Raw genomic sequence first — 17078 nt, 5'->3', positions numbered from 1 at the left:
ATGCGAAAAATTAAGTATTTAAAAATTATTAGTCGCGAAAGACTAGAAATTTAAAATCCGATTTGTATGTTTTTTGGTAAATCTGTGTTATAAAAAATAAAACGGCATAAAAATTGCTTATAAAATGGGGTTTTCTATTAAGGGGGTAACAATGAGATTATCAGTGGGCATAAAAATTGCGAACTCGCTGTCATTAACTCCACAATTACAGCAGGCAATTCGGCTATTACAACTTTCAAGTCTGGAATTGGAACAAGAAGTTCAGTTGCAACTTGATAGTAATCCTCTATTAGAAAAAGTTGAAGAGCAAATTACCCTCGAAAGCTTATCTACCATTGAATCAAATAATGAAAATAACGATCTAACCAATGAACTTAACGCCGATCATCTGCCTGATGACTTACCTGTAGATACCGATTGGGATGATGTTTATACCCATCAACCTACAAGTCTGGGGGCGGCCGAGTTCGAAGAGCGTGAAGATAATCGTCAAGGGCATCAGAGCCTGCAAGAATATATGCTGGAACAGATTAATCTGTTGAATTTTTCACAGGTTGATAAATTAATCGCTTATTGCATCGTCGACTCTCTGGACGACAAAGGTTTTTTAGATGCAGAGTTGAGTGAAATTACTGCATCAGTACAACATTTACTCTCTTCTATGGGCTTTGAAGAAGAAATTGAAGATGATGAAGTTGCCGTTGTATTAAAGCATATTCAGCGTTTGGATCCGGTGGGTGTGGGTTCTAGAAGCTTGGCAGAATGCCTATTAGTTCAACTTGATAATTTACCTGCGTCAACGCCTTGCCGAAATGATGCGATCAAACTTCTGCAACATTATGAATTGTTGATTACCAATGAGCTTCCTAAGCTGATCAAACAGACTGGCTTAAATCCAGAGCAGTTGCGCTGTGCTGTAGATTTGCTAAAAACATTAAAACCGCATCCTGGTCTGGAATTTGAAAATAAGGAATCGGATTATCAGGTGCCAGATGTCGTGGTGATGAAAAAGAATAACTGCTGGCAAGTCAATTTAAACTCGGATGTGCTGCCAAAGTTACGCGTCAATTCTTTTTATGCCAAAATGATTCGTCGTGCAGATCAAAGCGATGATAATCAGTACCTGCGTAATCAGATGCTGGAAGCGAAGAACTTTATTAAAAGTATCGATGAGCGGCATAAAACATTATTGAAAGTCGCGACTTGTATTGTGGAACATCAAAAAATGTTCTTGGAAATTGGGGCGGAAGGCATGAAACCTCTGGTTTTAAGAGATATTGCCGAAGAAGTTGAATTGCATGAGTCTACAGTTTCTCGGGTAACCACCAATAAATATATGCTGACCCCACGTGGATTGTTCGAGTTGAAATATTTCTTCTCGAGTCATGTCGGGACTACATCAGGTGGTGAAGCATCTTCTACTGCTATCCGTGCCAAAATCAAAAAACTGATTTCCGAAGAAAATGCCCGTAAGCCTTTGTCTGATAATGCAATTGCCAATATGTTAAAAGATGAAGGCATTGATGTGGCACGACGTACGGTGGCGAAATATCGTGAATCGTTACATATTCCTTCATCTTCTGAACGAAAAGTCTTGATCTAAAATTTGAAATCTGGCTATTCTAGAGATTCATTATGACAGCATAATGAATCTTTTTTTCTTTTGAGGAGCAGTAAAATGATTTGATCCAGGACTTAAAATACGGATATTTTATTTATAAGTTGCTGCATTTAAATTATTTTATATTGTGACTCTTCTAATCCTAACGAAGGTGAGGGATAGAACTATGCAAATAACAATTCGTGGACATCATTTATCGATTACGCCAGCTATTGAAGAAAGTATAAAAACCAAGTTTTCACAGATGACGAAGCACCTAGATCAGGTGAATAGTATGCAAGTGAAACTCTCGAAAGATCATCAAATTGATAAACGCTCTAGAAAGGGCAGTAGTAATCATATCGCAGAGGCTATTATCCGATTACCGGGCATTGAATTTTTTGCTCACGCCACCGCAGATGATATGTATACCTCAATTAAAATATTGACCGAAAAATTGAAACGGCAGATTGATCGATACCGGGAAATGCATTTACAGCAGCATCCTTTAGCTCTATAAAGGACAAATGATGAAAAAGAGGTTTTAAAAGCCTCTTTTTTTTATATATATAATGTATGGATCCATGAATTATTTTTGCTATTTATAGTAAAATGGCTCGTTTTACACCCTTAGTCCTATAAGAGGTCTTGTGATGAATAATGAACAGCTCGCTGAAATTTTAGAAGCCGCTTTTCCAGAGGCGGATGTTGCTGTGAGTGGTCAGGGCGGAAAATTTGATCTCCGTATTGTGGATGATCAATTTGAAGGTAAGCGTCCAGTTGCACGCCAACAAGCTGTTTATGCTCCTCTCAATGCCCATATTGCCAGTGGTGCAGTTCACGCAGTAACGATTCGCGCGATGACAAAAGAAGAATGGCGCAAAGCAAGCTTATTTGGAGCTTAATCATTTAATGGATAAATTTTTAATTCAGGGCGGTATCAAGCTCGAAGGTGAAGTGCGCATTTCTGGTGCAAAGAATGCAGCACTTCCATTATTGGCAGCAATGATTCTTGCTGATACCCCGATTACGCTCAGAAATGTTCCTAATCTAAAAGATGTCAATACGTTGGTGAAGCTGATTGCTGGTCTTGGGATCACCATGACTTATGAAGGCGATACGGTTGTTGCTGATACTTCTACATTAGATAACCAGTTCGCACCGTATGAGCTCGTAAAAACTATGCGTGCTTCTATTTTGGTGCTTGGTCCATTATTGGCGCGCTATGGCAGTGCAAAAGTGTCTTTACCAGGCGGTTGTGCGATTGGTTCCCGTCCTGTCGATCAGCATTTGAAAGCTTTAGAAGCTTTAGGCGCCGAGATTGAAGTCGAAGCCGGTTATGTACATGCCAAAGTCGATGGTCGCCTGAAAGGTGGCGAAGTTGTCTTTGATATGGTGACTGTGGGTGGGACAGAAAATATTCTGATGGCTGCCGTGTTGGCCGATGGTGTGACCACGATTCGCAATGCAGCACGTGAACCTGAGATCACTGATCTTGCGCAAATGCTGATCAAGATGGGTGCCAAGATTGAAGGTCTAGATACCGATACTTTAATTGTGACCGGTGTCGAACGTCTGCATGGCTGTGAATATGCGGTTGTTGCTGACCGGATTGAAACCGGTTCATATCTGGCAGCAGCAGCGATCACTGGCGGTCGTATCAAAACCACGCATACTGATCCGTCCCTGATGGAAGCGGTGCTGGACAAGTTTGAAGAAATGGGCGCAGAAGTGACCCGTGGTGACGACTGGATTGAACTGGATATGCTGGGTAAACGTCCGAAAGCTGTCAGCTTCCAAACCTTACCACATCCAGAATTTCCAACCGATATGCAAGCCCAGATTATGGCTGTGAATGCCATTGCTCAAGGCTTTGCGACAATTTCTGAAACGATTTTTGAAAACCGTTTCATGCATGTTCCTGAATTGGCACGTATGGGTGCCAATATTCAGGTAGAAGGTAATGATGCTGTGGTAACGGGTGTAGAAAAACTTTCTGCCGCACCCGTAATGGCAACAGATTTACGTGCTTCGTTCTCTTTGGTGCTGGCAGCACTTGCCGCTGAAGGTGAAACGCTGATTGACCGCATTTATCATATTGACCGCGGTTATGAAGATGTAGAAGCAAAGTTACAAAGTTTAGGTGCCCAAATTAAGCGAGTAAATTAATGAGCGATATGAGAAACGATGATCCAAACTTTGACGTAATGGGCAATTTTGATCATGGTTTAACTTTGGCATTAAGTAAGGGGCGTATCTTAAAAGAGACTTTACCTTTGCTAGAAACAGCAGGGATTAATCTTTTAGAAGATCCTGATAAATCTCGTAAATTGATTTTCCCGACCACGCATAAACAGGTTCGTATTCTAATTTTACGTGCTTCAGATGTACCGACTTATGTTGAAAATGGTGCAGCCGATATTGGCGTGGCCGGTAAAGATGTATTGATGGAACATGGTGCACAAAATGTCTATGAACCATTGGACCTGAAAATTGCGGTATGTAAATTGATGACCGCCGGTAAGGTGGGGATGCAACGTCCTAAAGGTCGCTTAAAAATTGCGACCAAGTACGTGAATTTGACCCGTCAATACTATGCCAGCTTGGGTGAGCAGGTTGATGTGATCAAGCTGTATGGCTCCATGGAACTTGCACCACTGGTCGGTCTGGGCGATTACATTGTTGACGTCGTAGATACAGGTAATACCTTGCGTGCCAATGGTCTGGAGCCACTTGAAGAAATTTGCAAAGTGTCTTCGCGTTTAATCGTGAATAAAGCCAGCTTCAAGCGTAAGCAAGCGTTGTTAAATCCGATTCTGGCACAGCTTGAAAAAGCCGTAGAAGAACGTGAAAAGGCCAAACAGGCTTAAATTTTTTGCATAAAAAACCGTCCTTTTAGGGCGGTTTTTTTTATTCGATTGAACATAAATACGATGTAAATTCTTTCATCAATTTTACCAAAAGCTATTTCCAATAAAACTCATAGGGCTAGAGCACTATAGCTGCCGACAAAAGTCTGGAAAACAGGTAAACTAAAGCCTTCGAATTCAAACCTGATGGGTAAATTGATGCGACGTTTATCGACCCAAGATCAAAACTTCAAGCAAGCATTTGCTGACTTGTTGGCTTTTGAAACTGTTAATGATCCTGAACTTTTAAAAACTGTAGATCAAATTATTGCTGATGTTCGTCAGCATGGTGATGCTCAAGTTCTTAAACTCACTCAACAGTTCGATCGACATCCGGCGCATCAATTTTCAGATTTAGAGTTAAGCCAAGAGCAACTGCAAGCTGCCTTCGAGGGTTTGACGACTGAAGTGCGCGAAGCTTTAGAGCTTGCTGCAGCACGCGTGCGCGAGTTTCACCAGGCACAAAAACAGGACGGCTGGACCTATGTCGATGCTTTAGGAAATACGCTTGGTCAGAAAGTCACTCCACTGGATCGTGTTGGGATTTATGTACCGGGTGGTCTGGCGTCTTATCCATCTTCAGTATTGATGAATGCGGTGCCTGCACATGTCGCAGGTGTGCCGGAAATTATTATGGTGGTGCCTGCGCCGAATGGTGAGTTAAATCCATTGGTACTGGCGGCTGCATATCTGGCAGGTGTAACGCGTGTCTTTACGATTGGTGGCGCGCAAGCAGTTGCGGCATTGGCTTATGGTACAGAAACTGTCCCAGCAGTAGATAAAATTACTGGCCCGGGCAACCGTTTTGTTGCTGCAGCAAAACGTGCAGTGTTTGGTCAGGTCGGCATCGACATGATTGCAGGGCCTTCTGAAATTTTGGTATATGCCGAAGGCCAAAATAATGCTGAATGGCTGGCCATGGATTTACTTTCGCAAGCTGAGCATGACACTGTGGCACAAGCCATTTTCATCACACCAGATGAACAGTTGCTAAATGCCGTTGAGCAGGTGATTGAAATGCACTTGGCAACATTACCGAAGGCGGAAATTGCCCGTACTTCGATTGCCAATCGTGGTGCTTTAGTCTTGGTAAAAGACCGTCAAGAAGCGTCAGATTTGATTAATCAGGTAGCGCCTGAGCATTTGATGTTATGTTTAGATGATGCAGAAGCAATGTCTGATAGCATTCGTCATGCAGGTGCAATCTTTATGGGTCGTTATACGCCTGAAGCCATTGGTGATTACTGTGCCGGGCCAAACCATGTCTTGCCAACTTCAGGTACTGCGCGTTTTTCATCGCCACTTGGTGTCTATGATTTCCAGAAGCGTTCAAGTTTGATCATGTGCTCACAAGAAGGTGTAAAAACTTTAGCAAAAACTGCGGATATTTTGGCGCAACAAGAGAACTTGGATGCACATGCACAGTCAGCACGTTATCGTTATCAATCATAAATAGCATTACAACCTCTCCCTGACCCTCTCCTAAAAGGAGAGGAGAATTTAAACCACAAAAATCTTGTGTCTTTATTAATGAAAATTCCTCTCTTGCGCCATATATGGCTCAGGGAGAGGTTAGGAGAGGGTTTAAAGAGAATATAAAATGAATATCACAACAGAACAAATGCGTTTTTGGAGTCCTGAAGTACGTGAATTAGAACCGTATACCCCAGGCGAACAACCAAAAATCCAGAATATTTTAAAACTTAATACCAATGAAAATCCGTATCCACCATCACCCAAAGTGGTAGAAGCGGTTCAAAAGGTACTTGCGAATTCGGCGGATGTTTTGCGTCTGTATCCTGACCCGGATGCATCAGAGTTGAAACAGGCGATCGCTAAACAGCAAAATGTACCTGTAGACACTGTCTTTGTCGGCAATGGCTCAGACGAAGTCTTGGCACATATCTTTAAGGCTTTTTTTGTTCAAAAACAGCCTCTGCTTTATCCAGATATTACCTATAGTTTCTATCCGGTTTATAGTCAGTTTTTTGGCGTCAAAACCAAAATCTTACCATTGAATGATGACTTTGAAATTGTTGTGGATGACTATAAACAAGCTAATGGCGGCATTATTATTACTAATCCTAATGCGCCGACCAGTATTGATCTAGGTTTGGCTGCGATTGAAGAAATTCTGCAAGCCAATCCGGATTCAGTGGTGGTGATTGATGAAGCCTATGTGGATTTTGGTGCTGAATCAGCAGTTAAGCTGGTTGAGAAATATGAGAATTTAGTCGTATGTCAAACCACATCGAAGTCACGTTCTCTTGCGGGTTTGCGTGTTGGTTTTGCGATTGCTCAGTCCCATTTAATTGCAGCACTGGAAGCAGTCAAAAATAGCTTTAACTCTTATCCGATGAACCGTTTTGCGATTGCTGCAGCGGTCGCTTCATTTGAAGATCAAGCCTACTTTGAAGCACAAAATGCAAAAGTGATTACGAGTCGTGAAAAGTTGGTGTCCCAATTAAATGAGCTTGGTTTTAAAGTTTTACCATCGAGTGCCAACTTTATTTTTGCCTCATTGCCATCTAAGGATGCAGGTGAGTTGGCCAGCGAACTACGTGAACGTGGCATTATCGTGCGTTATTTTGACAAGCCACGTATTAACCAGTTCTTGCGAATTACTATTGGTACAGATGAGCAAAATCAGCGTTTAGTCGATACACTAAAAAATGAGATTTTGGTGTGATTAAAATCCCTCTTAGCCTCCCTTTGAAAAGGGAGGATTTCCCTCCTTTACTAAAGGAGGGTTAGGGTGGATTTGTAGAAAAAAGCGAGTCAAATGATTCGCTTTTTATTTATTTAGGTTGATACCACGTATTTAACAGATCCAGCATCGCTGAAACTTTATCAAAACATTCTTGATATTCTGCATCACAATCCGAAGAAATGGTAATACCACCACCCGCCCATAAAGAAACATCTTCTTGATATTTTTGGATGGAACGAATCAGAATGTTCCAGGAACCGGTACCATCAAAATTAAAATAACCCATTGATCCACAATAAGCCCCACGTGCTACACCTTCCAGTTCAGCAATAATCTGCATGGCACGAATTTTAGGCGCACCCGTAATTGAGCCACCTGGTAGGGCTGACATTAACACCTCGAAAGGATTGATATCTGCTTTTAAGGTCGCTTCAACTTCGCTCACCATATGATGTACTTGATTAAAACTTTCGATATTAAATAATTTGGGTGTTTTAACCGAACCTGTTTCCGCATACACACTTAAATCATTACGTAATAAATCCACAATCATGACATTTTCTGCTTGATCTTTTTCCGATGCTTTTAATGTTTGTTTAGATTGTTCATCCAGCACTGGATCGCTATGGCGTGGCATGGTGCCTTTAATTGGTTTGGTGATAATTTTCCGATTTTTTTCGAAGTCAATAAATAACTCGGGTGAGCAACTGAGTAATTCAAAATCACCAATACGCAAATAACCCGCATAGGGCGCTTCGGTTAATGTCCAGAATGCTTGGGCAGTGGCTAAGAGGGAGCCTTGGGCACGACCTTTAAATTCTTGGGTCAGATTAATCTGATAGCAGTCACCTGTAACAATATAGTCCTGAATTTTCTGAAAAGCCTGAATATAGACAGATTTAGTCCAGCGTGAGCTACAAGGATTTTTTAAATGAAATGTCGAGTGAATTTTATCTTGATTAAGTAAGTTCTGAATATGATTGAAAATCTGTTCTGCCTGTGGATCATCACTATAGAACATCCAGCCATCAGGGATTGGTTTAATGTAGGAAGAAAATTGACCAATAAATAAACCAGGTTGAGGGCGATCTGAATACTGAATATATTGTTGAGCCGCATAATCGTAGCCGATAAAACCGACATAACCTCCACGAAAGCCATTCTCTTGAGGAGTTTTTAATGCATCGATTGCTAAATTAAACTCAGATGGTCTGGGCTGATAGTGTTCAATCCCTGTTCTTTTAAAAGACTGAATTTGTGATGTCTGGGCAATAAAATATTCTTGAGCGCAGCAGGCAATAAAAGGCTGACCATTATTATTTAAATACACCAGATGATCCAATGTCTTCAATGCGGATAATAGATCTGCAACCAGACGAGATTCAAATTTTAAAGGGCGATGATAGAGAGCTTCGGTCATTCAGTTATGGAGAGTTCAATATGACTCACTATTTTATATCAAGAAGTCAGGAAAATATTTTTAAATCATGAAATACCGTTTATCGGTAAGCGACAGATTGCGACCAACAACAGTTGATCAAAAACTGACTCGACGCTACTTTAAGTGGGCTAGCAAATTACTCAAGGAAAGATGCTTAAGCTGTCAGAAAATAAAAAATACAGCCTAAACACTGAGTAATTCACAACCAAAAAAAATAGTACTCTTGGGAGAGTAAACAATGAAAAAATTTACAAAATTAGTTTTAGCGACTTCAGTTGCATTTAGTGCCAATGCGATGGCGATGCAAGCAATGGATGATGCATCTCTAAGCGAAACAACGGGTCAAGACGGTTTGACAATTGGTATCGGCATCTCGAAAATTGCTATTGAAAAATTATTTATTCATGATAATGACGGTTTGAAAGATGGTTATAATTTAGTTAATCCAACTACTGGGGCCTCAACTCCTCAAACTGCAGCCGCAGGTTCGATCGTGATTCGTGGTACTAGTGATACGGCTATTACAGATGCTGATCGTGTAAATCCTACGACTACGGCACACCATGGTGTATTAATCGGTGCCAATTATGACGATAATGGTGCCTATTTACTCGAGTCCCGTAATCTTGCTGACTTGGTGATCGACTCTGATGCAGGTAACGGTAATCCTTTCATTAATGTTGCTGCACAAGTATCGGGCCTTGATATTAAAATTGGCCGAATTGGGGTTACTGCATCTGGCGTAAAAGGTGCTGGTGAGAATGCGAATACGATTCGTCGAGGTGGTGGTGCTGTTGTAAATGACATCATTAGTGGTTTAGAAGTTAAAACTGGTGTGATAAATGCCAATATTCAACTGGGTGCTGCTCCACAAGGTGCAATGATCAAGATGAATACTGTAATGGTAGGTGGTTTAGAAATTAACAACCTGGGTATTTTAGATAATTCAACAAAAAATCAACCTGTTGGTCTTTCGGGTTCTAGCCCTGTGATTACACGTGAAGCCGGTGAAATCTTTATTGAAAGTATTAAAATTGCAGATGCGAAATCTAATGATTTGACGATTAGCCAAAATATTTCAGTATTTAATGATGCTTATGTAGGTACTTCTACGGATGTGACAAAAGCAGCGCATGTTCGTATTGTAAGTAATGATACTGGGGCGAAAGACCAATACATTAAAGGTATTCATTTAGGTAACCGTAGTGCAGCTTCATCTATCGGTGACATGGAAGTACAGGGGTTACAAACCTTCTACTCTAGAACTCCTGGTAGTTATACAAAAGGTGCAATTATTACTATTTCAGGTCACTAATCTTTATTTTAAAAAAAAGCGCGTGTTTACACGCGTTTTTTTTATGACTAAATCATTTATCCAAAAAATAAAAAAAATACTGTATTTTTTTGAAAAAGCAGGTATCTTTCTAGTTACAGGGAAGTAGAGTGAATGCTCTATAAAAAGAAAAATAGGCACATCATGCCCATTATAAGAAAAGTTAATAATTATGTTAGAGATCGCGTTGGGCTCGGCATTGATGTATTACGCTGCCAAAGAAGCTCTGGATATCAAAAAACAGCCGAATGGTGCTGTTCACTATACTGAAGTTCTTGATTCAAGAAATGACTCTTTTGTGCGTATGCACCGTGAAGCTGTGGAAGTACAACCGGCACTTCTGGATCAGTTTCAGGGCATTGTGCGTCAAGCTTATGATTATAGTTGTGGTTCAGCAGCACTTACGACCCTCCTCAATGGTTATGTCGGTACACAGCTGGATGAGCAGCAAGTCATGAGCGGGCTCATGAAATTCGGTGAAACGGATAAAATTGTTGAACGTCGTAGTTTCTCTCTGCTTGATATGAAGCGCTTTGTCTCGGCCTTGGGACTGGAAAGTGGAGGCTATCGAGGGGAATTCAAAGATTTAGTCAATCAAGATCAGCCCGCTATTGTTCCGATTTCCTATGCGGGATTTAAGCATTTTGTAGTTTATAAAGGTTATAAAAATGGCCGGGTTTATGTTGCAGATCCGGCACTTGGTAATATCAGTTTTGATGAACGGCGTTTTCAGGATATTTGGGAAAATAACACTTTGTTCCTGATTAATGTACCTGAACAATATCGCAAAAATTTTCTAGCATTAAAAGAATCAGATATGCGCCATGTAGAAGATGCTACGATCAATCGCTATGCCTTGGTTGACATGCAGTATCCACAATTTTATATGGACAAAATTGCTGATAAAGCTTCTACGATCCGTATGGACCGTAATCGTAATACAGAGTCAGAACAATTTGGGGAATATCAACATAACTTCCTGAGACTGTATTACAAGAATAAATAAAACGAAAAACAGTAATAAAAATTAAAATGGTGAAATGGATATGAACAGTAAATGGATGAACAAGACGTTCTTGGCACTGAGCATTCAAATGGTAATGGGCGTTGCATTTGCTGCAGAAGAACCAGCACTAGGTGAATACGAAACGGTTGATGAAGAAGTTGTTGTTGAAACTGCTGCATCTGTACCGGCTCAAACCGGGCAGGTCGAAACGCAGACTGCAGAAGAATCAGAACTAGGTGGATATGAAGCAGTTGAAGAGGCTGCCGTGGAAACAGCAGCACCTGTAGAGACTCAGGCTGGCCAGGTAGTAGATGCATCTCAAGCTTTACAGCAACAAGAAGGAGATGCTACTCAGGCAGCTAACCTGGAAGAAGTATTTACGTCAAATGAACGCCAATACTCTCTGATAAAACAAGGCGAAATTTCATCATATTACGATATTGATTATACCTATTATCGGGACACTCAACTCGATATCGAAATGGCTCAGGGCCAATTGTATCAACTACGTGTTCAAGAAAATGCAACACATAGTATGACTAATACTTTCACTTTTCAATATGGCGTGAAAGATAACCTGACCTTGACTGCATCCCTACCTTTAGTGGCTAAAACTGACTTGTTAAAAGATACGTCTACTGCAGGCTTGGGTGATATTAGTCTGGGTGCTCGCTGGGAGCCCTTCCCGCTAAAAGCAGGTCGTCTGCCTCTGATTTTATTTGGTAATTTATCAACTAAAACCGGTGACAGCCCTTATGAAATTAATGCCGCGACAGATCTGGCAGCAGGAAAGGGCTATTACTCTGCTGGAGTGGGTGCTAGTACGCGTAAATACATTGACCCAGTTGTATTGTTTGCATCGGTTTCTGCGAACTATGGTTTTAAAGAATCGGGCCTGAATCAGCGTCGAGGTAGCCGGATTATTGAGGAGTTTGAACCTGGTGTTAGTGGAGGCTTTGCCTTTGGTTTCGCATATTCATTTAACTATGATGTTTCGATGACCATGTCCTATCAGCAAAGCTTTAATACTGGTGCGGAATTTAACTATAACACTGGTGAAAGTTATTCTGCTGCAGATCAGACCAGTTCTACCTTTGCAATTTCCTTAGGTGTGCGAGTCTCTCCAGAAACAATTGTGAATGGTACCGTTGGCTTAGGGCTGACCGAAGATGCACCGGATGTTTCGTTGGGACTGTCATTCCCACTTGATATTTTAGGTTTTGGTAAAAAAATTAGTTAATAGGGGTGTCGTATGAAAAACATTCGACTTAGCCCGTTATTAACAGGAATTATTCTTGCGGGCTGTTCAAGTTATACCTTTGCACAATTGGGAACCAACCTTTCAGTTGATTTACGTGCATTATCCATGGGGAATGCCGTCACTGCAGATCCTCCAGGGGTCAATGCCATCCACTTTAACCCGGCTGCACTGACTAAAATTGATGGTCTGCAAACCGAACAGCAAATCATTGTGGCTAATTTTGATATCCAGCGTGAGTTTTCAGTACCGGCTGGATATAACGTATTTGGCTATTCTGATGATCCTATTGTCTGTAATGACGGTCCTGAAGTTTCATCTGATTTGTGTACCGATTTTAAAGGCCCGGTCAAAGGCGATGTGGAATATGTCAGCCTTTATGTCCCTTTTCTGAAAAAAATGGTGGATTTAGGCGAAGGTCTTCCTTTGACTGCACCTACGATGGGGATCGCATACAATCCCCCTGGATCGAAAGCTACTTATGCGACTGCTGTTTACGCTCCGCTTATGGCAGGCTTTGGTCATGAAGATGGTAACCCGGCAAACTTTATGGGGCAGCAGGTTGCTTTAGAGCGGATTACTTATCTGTCTCCATCTATCGGTTATGAGGTCAATGACCAGCTGTCGATTGGTGCTTCTATCGGGATGTCTTATCAAGCCATCAGGATGAAAACGGACTTGCGTTTCCCGAATGAGTTGATCGGGATGTTGCGTATGATCGACGAAGTCGTGTGTACGCCGTTTAAAGAAAATTCCGATATTATTACAGATATTCTTTTGCTCGGGATCTGTAATGCAGATGAGGGGATGAACCCATTTGGCAAGTTTGGTCAAATGCAACTGGAGCTTGAGCAAAACTTAAGTCCAAGCTATAACCTGGGAATATTGTGGGAACCGCGTGAGGACTTTAGTTTTGGTATGGTGTACCAAAGTGCTGCGAAAATGCGCTTAAAAGGTAAATATCATATTGATAATGCTAAAGCCCCTCAGGAAATGATCAAAGGTTTAATGACCTCACCGACCGGCCAGATTCTGGCTGCAATTCTTGGATTTCCTACTTACATACCATCGAGTGAATCTGGTCTGGTGTCACAGGATTTTGAATATCCGGCGCATTTTCAGGCAGGTATCAAATATAAAGTGATGCCAGATTTGCAAGTAAATTTTGATATTGGCTGGACAGATTACAAGGTCTGGGACGAATTTAAATTTGAATTTGATCGTACCATTTCAGCCCTAAAAATTGCCAAAATTTTGTCTGCCAATGTTACTGACTCAACCTTGGCTTTACCGATGGGATTTGAATCGCCGTGGAACTTTGGTATCGGGATGGAGTATTCCGCTACAGACCGTTTGAAGCTTCGGGCAGGTTATGAACCACGGACCAGTGCTATTCCAAAAAATAAGCGTAATACCATGGTACCGATCAATGGTGCACAGTTATTTGGTTTAGGTGTGGGTTACCGTTTTGATGCAGACACTGATCTGGATCTATCAATTGGTTTCTTGCGTAGCAAAGATCAGATTCCAGCAAATACCAGTAGTTTAGCCAACCAGACAGGGGTAAATAACCTGTTATTAAACCCATATGCAGGTTTAAACGTAAAAACAGATACCAAAATTACAATTTTAGGTTTGAACTATCGCACGCGTTGGTAAGGGAAAAATGATCAAGACAAGGAACGTTGGATTGACAGCGGTACTGGCATTAAATCTGGTATCCGTGTCTTTTTATACAAGCGCTAAAGAATTTATTACGATTATTGGTCCAGATGGCCGACCATTAGTCGTACCCCGTAATAATGCAGAGAAAAAAACTGAAGACAAATCTCGATTGTTGAAAAAAGTAGAAGCTGCAATAGTTCAGCCTGTAACTGTAAGACAAAACATAGAAAAATTGCCCGTCGTAGAAAATAGGCAAGTTAAACTTAAGCATGACCATAATATGGTTGTACAACCAGTACAACCAGTACAACCAGTACAACCAGTACAACCAGTACAACCAGTACAACTGCATACTGTGCAAGAAAAGATTCAGTCTAAACCACAATTAAAACCTGAATCTCAAGCTATTCAAAATCCTGATATTGGAGCTGGATCTTCTGTTGCTATTATACAAAAACCGGGATTTAGCCAGGTTGAAGGCATTGAATATGTGGATAGTGAGTATCTGGAAAATAAAGAATTTAATTTGGAAGGCAAAAAACGTTTCTATAGCATGCCCGAAGGAGTACTAGATAAAAATATTGGAACTACCCGGATCCAGACAATTGAACGTGAAAAAGGGGTGGGACAATCCGTATTAAAATCCTTGTTTCAAACGCCAGAAGTAGATTCTGGTCCTGTGGTACTGGCTCAAAGTTATTATCGTATTTCACAGTCGGAGACCATCGATAGCTTGGGCAAACAGTGTTTTAATGATAAGAAAATTAAAAAAGCTAAAGAAATCAGCCTTAAAAAAGCAGTTAACCTCTGGCCTCGTGCGCCTCTTAAAGCAGACCAATTTGATTTTGAAGTGGTAAAGCTTCAATCCGATATCCAGAATATTCAGATCAATTCTTATGCCTCTAGCCAGAAAAATCCAACGTATTATTGGCCTTTTGTTGTGTTTTTAGACAGTCGTGGTTGTGTGCTTGAAGGAGCGGGTGGTTTTAAAAATCAGGAAGGACAGGCGAATATTATTCAACATGAGCGTATCGAAGGGATTCTCCAGATTCCTGCTCAAAGTGAATATATATTATTGACGCCTTTGGCCTCAGCAATAGATGTTGAAGACAAGATGCTGATAAATCATGGACAACTAAAATTAGTCGCCATTCGATAAGGACTATTCGAGTACAAAAAGATGAAAAATAAAATATTATTTCCATTTGCTTTAACCACACTTTTAACGGCACTGAGTGGGTGTGGTGGGGAAAGTGCCAATGTCATTCCAGAAAAAAATGATGAAGCCACGACCAATGGTACTTGTACCCAAGGTACAACTAACTGTGTGGAATGGGGGCTGGAATATCCGCTCGATGGTTTGAACTTTAACTGTAGTAGCGATACAGAAAATACCTTTATTACGTTATTTGATAGTAAAAACGGGGTTGCTTCTGGAACCTGTCAAAAGACGGATAATATTGAATTTTATATTCAAAGTTTTGCTTCGCGCAAGATTAATTTAGGTCAAATTAAACTCAGCGATTATGCTAGTTTTAGTGCCCAGACCCAGCTGCCGCGTTTAAGTGTCATCGATATTGCAACTGGGATTGCTCGACGTCCGGTAGGGGATTTGGTGCCTAATGATCCTACCGTTCAGGTGGCCATGCGTCTGGTTAAAATTCTGCAAGCTTTGGCGCTAGAAGAAGGGCGTATTATTAATCCATCTGATGTACAACCTTTGTATATTACTAAAGAGATGCGTAAAAACCTGGCGAAAACCAGTGAGAATATCAATTTGATGGATGCCGATTTGGCGACCAAAATTAAAGATTTTGTTGATATCAGCACAATTTCGGATGAGGTGGCTTTTGCCACCGTTAAAAAACTGGTGACGATTGCTAACGCAGCCGTGTATCAGCCAGAATTTTCATTATTCTCAACTTCAGGCGTAATTGGTAGTAACCTGACGGGTTCAGATGGACTGGTGGGCTGTAATCAAAGCCCTTGTGATATTAAGAATAAGAATACTAAATATTTATTTGGCCATTTTATGCTGATTACCGATCGCCAGGGCTATACCTTTGGCAGCGGCTTACAATGGCGTGATAATGAGTTAACTCTGGCTAAAGAAAATTTATCTTCCTTAGGGGGGATTAATGCTCAACTCATCCGTAAGGTGAAACCGGTACAAATGACCGCTGATCCGCAAAGTTCATGGATTCATCCAACCAGTAAAACCATTAACACGCCTTACCGCTTGAATATTGCAAATAATGCGACTCCGCTTGAGTTGTATCAAGGCAGATTATTGAATGATTATGTGATCGCCGGTAAAGAAGCTTTCTATAAGATGGTGACTGACAAAAAATCGCTGGATACTTCCGATCAAGCCAACTTGGGGTTGTGGCGTTTGCAGGCCGATGGTGAAAACTATATGGGAAGCATTGATCTCTATAAGATTTTCCCAATTAGTTATCTGGATCGTCAGGTCTTTAAAACAGCACAGAACGTGGCAGATAAGGAGAAATATATCTTCCCAATGTATGCCAATCTGGAATTTAAATTTACAGATATCACTGTCAGCCCAATTACTTTAGGAATTGTAATTGACAGTAATGGTGATGTACGCACCAATATGCAATCTTCCAGCAATTTCGCGACTGATCCGGTGAATGGCTGTCAAGGTGATGTATTGGCAGCTACGCTCTTAGATCATCAAGGCATACAACAATATCGCCTCGGGACTTTGGGACGTGCATTTGTGGCTGATAAAGCGGTTTCCATGCGCCTGATTTTGGCTAATGAAAAGTTTGGTAATATCAATGGCGCATTGGTAGGGGTAGACTCACGCATCCAGTCTTCACCGGATTCTAGGGATTCGATTGTGATCGGTGGTGCACTGCTTAATTTGTCTAATGTGTTGGATACTAATGTTGGCCAGAATGGGCGTGTAACTTTCCTGAATTCGGCAGGTGATGGGGTACAATGGGCCAATACCTATGCGAGTTTTCAAAAAGTTTATAATAATAACAATGAGGGTGAAACACCGGCAGATATTAGCTTGGCAAAATTAAATGGTGGTTCGGTTGAGTTTAAACTCGCGGATTGCTATCAAGTCAAAGCTAAATAATATTCCTTAAAAATAAAAAAATCCCATCTTAGTATGGGATTTTT

14 protein-coding genes are annotated in these 17078 nt (G+C 41.0%); 13 read left to right on the top strand and 1 reads right to left on the bottom strand.

Annotation, left to right across the window (positions count from 1 at the left end):
- The first annotated feature begins 151 nt into the window (after window positions 1-151).
- The 7 genes from Q9R24_RS09920 to hisC all read left to right on the top strand — a co-directional run bounded on the left by Q9R24_RS09920 (window position 152) and on the right by hisC (window position 7198).
- Window positions 152-1603, top strand: a complete 1452-nt coding sequence (locus Q9R24_RS09920) for an RNA polymerase factor sigma-54 (RefSeq protein ID WP_311204325.1) — start codon at window positions 152-154, stop codon at window positions 1601-1603.
- Between the two features lie 184 nt (window positions 1604-1787).
- Window positions 1788-2120 (top strand): ribosome hibernation-promoting factor, HPF/YfiA family, encoded by a 333-nt coding sequence (gene hpf / locus Q9R24_RS09915; protein ID WP_004730744.1) that lies wholly within the window; start codon window positions 1788-1790, stop codon window positions 2118-2120.
- A gap of 133 nt (window positions 2121-2253) precedes the next feature.
- A complete protein-coding gene (gene ibaG / locus Q9R24_RS09910) occupies window positions 2254-2505 on the top strand; it encodes a BolA family iron metabolism protein IbaG (RefSeq protein ID WP_004730742.1) in 252 nt (83 codons plus the stop codon).
- A gap of 7 nt (window positions 2506-2512) precedes the next feature.
- The gene (gene murA, locus Q9R24_RS09905) at window positions 2513-3769 is read left to right on the top strand and encodes a UDP-N-acetylglucosamine 1-carboxyvinyltransferase (protein ID WP_004279150.1); all 1257 of its coding nucleotides are present in this window, start codon (window positions 2513-2515) and stop codon (window positions 3767-3769) included.
- Window positions 3769-4470 (top strand): ATP phosphoribosyltransferase, encoded by a 702-nt coding sequence (hisG, locus tag Q9R24_RS09900; protein ID WP_004646025.1) that lies wholly within the window; start codon window positions 3769-3771, stop codon window positions 4468-4470. Before murA ends, hisG begins: the two co-directional genes overlap by 1 nt.
- A 186-nt stretch (window positions 4471-4656) precedes the next feature.
- Window positions 4657-5961: a histidinol dehydrogenase gene (gene hisD / locus Q9R24_RS09895; RefSeq protein WP_311204324.1), complete on the top strand. Its 1305-nt coding sequence runs from the start codon at window positions 4657-4659 to the stop codon at window positions 5959-5961.
- Between the two features lie 148 nt (window positions 5962-6109).
- On the top strand, window positions 6110-7198 hold the full coding sequence (gene hisC, locus Q9R24_RS09890; protein ID WP_311204323.1) for a histidinol-phosphate transaminase: 1089 nt from the start codon (window positions 6110-6112) through the stop codon (window positions 7196-7198).
- Between the two features lie 109 nt (window positions 7199-7307).
- Here the strand turns inward: hisC and Q9R24_RS09885 are convergent, their stop codons facing one another.
- Window positions 7308-8639, bottom strand: a complete 1332-nt coding sequence (locus Q9R24_RS09885; protein ID WP_311204322.1) for an anthranilate synthase component I family protein — start codon at window positions 8637-8639, stop codon at window positions 7308-7310.
- Between the two features lie 259 nt (window positions 8640-8898).
- Here Q9R24_RS09885 and Q9R24_RS09880 point away from each other — a divergent pair, with 259 nt between their 5' ends.
- The 6 genes from Q9R24_RS09880 to Q9R24_RS09855 all read left to right on the top strand — a co-directional run bounded on the left by Q9R24_RS09880 (window position 8899) and on the right by Q9R24_RS09855 (window position 17034).
- Entirely contained in the window at window positions 8899-9975 is a 1077-nt protein-coding gene (locus tag Q9R24_RS09880; protein ID WP_311204321.1) for a DUF6160 family protein, read from the top strand.
- Window positions 9976-10165: 190 nt separating this feature from the next.
- Window positions 10166-10999 (top strand): C39 family peptidase, encoded by an 834-nt coding sequence (locus tag Q9R24_RS09875; RefSeq protein WP_311204320.1) that lies wholly within the window; start codon window positions 10166-10168, stop codon window positions 10997-10999.
- A 34-nt stretch (window positions 11000-11033) separates the two neighbouring features.
- The gene (locus Q9R24_RS09870; protein WP_310077747.1) at window positions 11034-12239 is read left to right on the top strand and encodes a hypothetical protein; all 1206 of its coding nucleotides are present in this window, start codon (window positions 11034-11036) and stop codon (window positions 12237-12239) included.
- 12 nt (window positions 12240-12251) lie between these two features.
- On the top strand, window positions 12252-13916 hold the full coding sequence (locus Q9R24_RS09865) for an outer membrane protein transport protein (RefSeq protein ID WP_311204319.1): 1665 nt from the start codon (window positions 12252-12254) through the stop codon (window positions 13914-13916).
- Between the two features lie 7 nt (window positions 13917-13923).
- Complete coding sequence (gene filE / locus Q9R24_RS09860; protein WP_311204318.1) at window positions 13924-15081, top strand: putative pilus assembly protein FilE; 1158 nt, start codon at window positions 13924-13926, stop codon at window positions 15079-15081.
- A gap of 21 nt (window positions 15082-15102) precedes the next feature.
- Window positions 15103-17034: a hypothetical protein gene (locus Q9R24_RS09855; RefSeq protein WP_311204317.1), complete on the top strand. Its 1932-nt coding sequence runs from the start codon at window positions 15103-15105 to the stop codon at window positions 17032-17034.
- Window positions 17035-17078 lie beyond the last annotated feature (44 nt).

Origin of the sequence: Acinetobacter sp. RRD8, assembly GCF_031844225.1 — a bacterium.
GTDB lineage: Bacteria > Pseudomonadota > Gammaproteobacteria > Pseudomonadales > Moraxellaceae > Acinetobacter.
This window is presented reverse-complemented; position numbering and strand designations above follow the sequence as displayed.

Excerpts from the sequence above, each read along its gene's own strand:
- Q9R24_RS09920 (WP_311204325.1), top strand. The coding sequence starts at position 152 with ATGAGATTATCAGTGGGCATAAAAATTGCGAACTCGCTGTCATTAACT.
- hpf (WP_004730744.1), top strand. The coding sequence starts at position 1,788 with ATGCAAATAACAATTCGTGGACATCATTTATCGATTACGCCAGCTATT.
- ibaG (WP_004730742.1), top strand. The coding sequence starts at position 2,254 with ATGAATAATGAACAGCTCGCTGAAATTTTAGAAGCCGCTTTTCCAGAG.
- murA (WP_004279150.1), top strand. The coding sequence starts at position 2,513 with ATGGATAAATTTTTAATTCAGGGCGGTATCAAGCTCGAAGGTGAAGTG.
- hisG (WP_004646025.1), top strand. The coding sequence starts at position 3,769 with ATGAGCGATATGAGAAACGATGATCCAAACTTTGACGTAATGGGCAAT.
- hisD (WP_311204324.1), top strand. The coding sequence starts at position 4,657 with ATGGGTAAATTGATGCGACGTTTATCGACCCAAGATCAAAACTTCAAG.
- hisC (WP_311204323.1), top strand. The coding sequence starts at position 6,110 with ATGAATATCACAACAGAACAAATGCGTTTTTGGAGTCCTGAAGTACGT.
- Q9R24_RS09885 (WP_311204322.1), bottom strand. The coding sequence starts at position 8,639 with ATGACCGAAGCTCTCTATCATCGCCCTTTAAAATTTGAATCTCGTCTG.
- Q9R24_RS09880 (WP_311204321.1), top strand. The coding sequence starts at position 8,899 with ATGAAAAAATTTACAAAATTAGTTTTAGCGACTTCAGTTGCATTTAGT.
- Q9R24_RS09875 (WP_311204320.1), top strand. The coding sequence starts at position 10,166 with ATGTTAGAGATCGCGTTGGGCTCGGCATTGATGTATTACGCTGCCAAA.
- Q9R24_RS09870 (WP_310077747.1), top strand. The coding sequence starts at position 11,034 with ATGGATATGAACAGTAAATGGATGAACAAGACGTTCTTGGCACTGAGC.
- Q9R24_RS09865 (WP_311204319.1), top strand. The coding sequence starts at position 12,252 with ATGAAAAACATTCGACTTAGCCCGTTATTAACAGGAATTATTCTTGCG.
- filE (WP_311204318.1), top strand. The coding sequence starts at position 13,924 with ATGATCAAGACAAGGAACGTTGGATTGACAGCGGTACTGGCATTAAAT.
- Q9R24_RS09855 (WP_311204317.1), top strand. The coding sequence starts at position 15,103 with ATGAAAAATAAAATATTATTTCCATTTGCTTTAACCACACTTTTAACG.